This is a genomic window from Candidatus Propionivibrio aalborgensis, from assembly GCF_900089945.1.
Lineage (GTDB): Bacteria > Pseudomonadota > Gammaproteobacteria > Burkholderiales > Rhodocyclaceae > Propionivibrio > Propionivibrio aalborgensis.
In genome coordinates this window covers 1-4,191 of record NZ_FLQY01000059.1, presented here as the reverse complement: position 1 = coordinate 4,191, position 4,191 = coordinate 1, and the positions used below count along the sequence as shown (strand labels likewise).

The window sequence follows — 4,191 nt, the reverse complement described above, 5'->3', positions numbered from 1 at the left end:
ATTGCCCAGCTCGAGCGCCATGACGTGTCCTTTTTCGGCAAGATCGTCGAGCAGGGAATCGAGCGCGCTACGCCCGAGGTCAAGTCCGGACTCCAGTGCCTTTTCAACGCGGACGTCGAACCAGGAATCGATGCTCTTGGTGACGAACTGCACCGAAACGGCGTAGATCAGCACGCCCGGCAGGACGGCCATGAGGCCGAACATCAGCATCAGGCGCAGTTTGAGCCGCGAACCGAAAATCCGGGCCTGGTGTTCGCGCCACAGATCGCGTACCTGCCAAATGATCAGGACAAGGAGCGACAGGGCGACAAACGCGTTCAGTCCAAGTAGCCAGGGATAGTTGCTGGCAAACATTGCCGTATTGGCGCTGGTTGACGCCAGCAGAAAGAGCAGGATGCCGCCGAACGAAGCCGCTACGATGATCAGGTTCTTCATTTGCCTTCACCCGCGGCGGGCGTTGCAGGCGAAGCGGGGGGCGTGCCCGACGCTGGTGTCGAGTGAGGGTTCGCCGAAGGTGTCGCCGGTGTCGATATCGCCGGTGGCGGCTCCTGCTTCAATTCCGAAGGCATGAAGTCCCAGCGCAACCAATCGGATGAAAGATTCCAATCCCTGTTGGCCAGCGCACTCACCTGAAAGGTTTTGGGCATGAGCGACAGATCCAGGCGCATGCGCAGGCTGGCAAGATAGGCTTGGCCTGGCTTGACCTCATCCTTCTCGAGCACCTGCCAATTGCGTACGTGCGACATCACGCTCAGTGCCTCATCCAATGAAGCGTAACTCTGGTGCAGGGCGCTGGCGCCGGTGGACAATCGATATTGACGCGTCAGTGCGTGATAGGAAAGCCGGAATATCTTGCTGCGCCGGACGACCTGTTCGTCCAACCAGTACCAGCGCGACCGGGTCAGTTCGAAATCCGCGGCAAAAAAAAGTACGATTCCTCTGTTCACGGCCTCCTCAAGCCGCGTATTGAAGTTGATGTTCATGTCGGCGGAAAGCGCGTAGCTGTCCTCGTTTGCTTCGAGCTGCGGGTTGCGGATGCTGATCTCCGCAGCCTGTGTTGCAAGCGCGGTCAGCAGCAGAGCTGCGCTGCAGAAAATTGCCCTAAACAGTTTTTCGCAACAACGCATAGTAGAAACCGTCGTTTTCGTCCTGAGGCAGCAGTTGCTCTTCAAACAAGCACTCGATGCCGGAATGGCGAACGAGAAATGCAGCAATCTGCGCAGCATTCTCTTCGGGGAAAACCGAGCAGGTCGCATACAGCAGCTTACCGCCGGGTTTGAGCAAAGGCCAGAGCGCATCGAGAATGGCTGCCTGCTTAAGCGCAAAACGCCGGATATCGCTCTCGCGGCGCAGTGTCTTGATATCGGGGTGACGACGCACCACGCCGGAAGCCGAACAGGGCACGTCGGCCAGAATGGCGTCGAATGGCCGGCCGTCCCACCAGTGCTCCACAGCGCTGCAATCAGCGACCCTGACCGTAGCTGCCAGACCCAGTCGCTGCAGATTCTCTTCGATGCGCTGTGTCCGGGCTGCATCGATATCCAGTGCCAGCAGATCGAGATCAGTTGACTCGAGCAGATGCGCGGTCTTGCCACCGGGTGCGGCGCAGGCGTCGAGCACGCAGGACCCCGGCGCAGAATCAAGCAGTTCGGCGGCGCGTTGCGCTCCCGCATCCTGGATGGAAACCAAACCCTCGCGAAAGCCCGGCAGGGCATCAACTGCAACCGGTCGTTCCAGGATAAAACCATGGCGACCGACCGGTCGTGCTGCGAAACCTGCCGCTTCCAAGCTGGCGCGGTAGTCCGGCACGGTTGTCCGACGCTGATTGACGCGCAGAGTCATCGGCGGAGGGCAGTTGCCGGCGGCAACGATCGACTGCCAGTTGTCACGATAGGCGCGGCGCAATCGAGCCACCCACCAGCGTGGGTGCTGATGTCTCGCTTCGTCGTTATCTGCCATCGCAGCGAGAAGCGCTTTGCGCTGCCGCAGGTAATTGCGCAGCACGCCATTGACCAGACTCTTGAAAACGCCCCCCGCTAGTTCGCCGGCCGCGGCAACCGCCTGATCAACGATCATCGGCGTTGAATCGGCGCGCGTCTCCAGGCGATAAAGTGCTCCCAGTAACAGCGCTTGCGTTTCTGGATGCGTCAGAGGCTTGGCCATCAATTGTCCAAGGATGAATTCGCCGAAGCCGTAACGGCGCAACACGCCATAGGCAACATCCTGCGCTGCCGCGCGGGCCTTCGTAGGTTCGTCGGCAAGCATGCGCAGGGCGTCGTTCAAACCCTTCCCGCCGAGAACTGCGGCCAATACGCGCGCGGCCAGCAGCAGGCTCCAGCCCAGCGAATCGGGAGCCAGCGCATGAGGAGGCGGTTTTGCTGAGCGAGAAGCGGAAGGGGTGGCTGTTGCACCCGCCTCGACGGCTTTGCGCACCCGTACGGTACGTGGTAAAGGAGGAGAAAAAGTTGGCAAAGAAGGCAATGGACTATGGGCAGCGAATCGCGCTAAACGTATGTTGATCGAGTTTAGCATGATGCCGTCAATCGCGGCCCAGGGCTGCCTTTTGCCGAACCGGCTCCGCTGAATGCGGTGCCTGAGCCTTTCGATCAAATCATGCCTGAATATCGACTAAAGCAGGACGCGCTCAATGCCGCCGTTGCTTGCTTTTTGAATGTATTTCTCCATCCAGTCCGCGCCGAGAAGGTGCCGCGCCATTTCGACGACGATGTAGTCTGCCTGCGTTCCGCCATCGTCGTTGTAGCGCGACAATCCCTGGAGGCACGAAGGGCAGGAGGTGAGTATCTTGATATCGCCCGTAAACGATGTAGTACTGCCGCTTGCACCCATTCCCCCCTCGGCGCGCAGCTTGGCCACTCCCTTCTCGATTTCTTGTTGCTTGCGGAAGCGTATCTGGGTGGATACGTCCGGGCGTGTCACGGACAGCGTGCCGGATTCGCCGCAACAGCGATCTGAGAGATCGACGTTCTGCCCCATCAATTCGTTGACCACTTTGATTCCCGCCATGGTCTTCATCGGCTCGTGACAGGGCTCGTGGTACAGGTAGCGGGTGCCGCTTACTCCCTCAAGACTGACACCCTTCTCCAACAGATATTCGTGAATGTCGAGCAGTCGGCAACCGGGAAATATCTTTTCGAACTGGTACTTCTGCAACTGATCCATGCACGTGCCACAGGAAACGATCACCGTGTTGATGTCGAGATAGTTCAGCGTATTGGCGACGCGGTGAAAGAGCACGCGGTTGTCGGTAATGATTCTTTGCCCTTGATCCGCCTCGCCGGCTGCATTCTGCGGATAGCCGCAGCAAAGATAGCCCGGCGGCAGCACGGTTTGCGCACCGATTTCGTAGAGCATTGCCTGTGTGGCAAGACCGACCTGCGAAAAGAGACGCTCCGAGCCACAGCCAGGGAAATAGAAAACGGCGTCGCCGGAGTAGTCGGCTGCATTGACCTTGTGCGGGTCGCGAATTACCGGAACGATTCTTTCGTCCTCAATGTCGAGCAGGGCGCGCGACGTGCGCTTGGGCAGGCCGCCGGGCATCGGTTTGTTGATGAAGTGGATGATCTGCGCGCGTACCGTCGGCTGGCCAAGTGTTGACGGAGGCTGCCGGGTCTGATCCTGAATCAGACCAAGGGCTTTGGCCACCCGGTGAGCCAGCCGTTGCGCACGGTAGCCCCAGTCGATCATGAGCTTGCGCGTCAGCCGGATGGTCGCCGCATCCTTCATGGTCAGAAAGGCCATCGCCGCTGCCTTGGCGGGAACGAATTTCTTTTTGCCCTGTTCGCGCAGGAAATTACGCATGCGCACGGAGACATCGCCAAAATCGATATCGACCGGGCAGGGCGCTACGCACTTGTGACAGATCGTGCAATGGTCCGCCACATCGTTGAATTCATCAAAGTGCATCAGCGAAATGCCGCGCCGAGTTTGCTCTTCATAGAGAAATGCTTCGATCAGCAGTGAAGTGGCGAGGATCTTGTTGCGCGGCGAGTAAAGGAGATTGGCGCGCGGTACGTGGGTTGAACAGACCGGCTTGCATTTGCCGCAGCGCAGGCAGTCCTTGACCATCTCCGAGATATTGCCGATCTCGGATTGCTCCATGATCAGCGATTCCGCACCAAGCAGAGAGAAGGACGGCGTATAGGCCTTCGCCAGATCGCCACCGGGCAGCAG

At 59.1% G+C, this 4,191-nt stretch carries 3 protein-coding genes and 1 pseudogene; all 4 read right to left on the bottom strand.

All coding sequences use genetic code 11. The annotated features are described in order from the left end of the window. A pseudogene (locus tag PROAA_RS04230) lies at nt 1-435 on the bottom strand (PAS domain-containing sensor histidine kinase); the annotation flags it as partial. After that, the gene (locus PROAA_RS04225) at nt 432-1,127 is read right to left on the bottom strand and encodes a DUF4390 domain-containing protein (RefSeq protein ID WP_186410139.1); all 696 of its coding nucleotides are present in this window, start codon (nt 1,125-1,127) and stop codon (nt 432-434) included. The pseudogene PROAA_RS04230 and the gene PROAA_RS04225, both read right to left, overlap by 4 nt. Next, the gene (gene rsmB, locus PROAA_RS04220; RefSeq protein WP_342669207.1) at nt 1,102-2,433 is read right to left on the bottom strand and encodes a 16S rRNA (cytosine(967)-C(5))-methyltransferase RsmB; all 1,332 of its coding nucleotides are present in this window, start codon (nt 2,431-2,433) and stop codon (nt 1,102-1,104) included. The genes PROAA_RS04225 and rsmB overlap by 26 nt, the downstream gene beginning before the upstream one ends. 195 nt (nt 2,434-2,628) lie before the next feature. Beyond that, the coding region (locus tag PROAA_RS04215) for a (Fe-S)-binding protein (protein ID WP_186410137.1) at nt 2,629-4,191 on the bottom strand (1,563 nt) is incomplete at its 5' end.

Coding starts and splice junctions, on each gene's coding strand:
- PROAA_RS04225 (WP_186410139.1), bottom strand. CDS start 1,127: ATGCGTTGTTGCGAAAAACTGTTTAGGGCAATTTTCTGCAGCGCAGCT.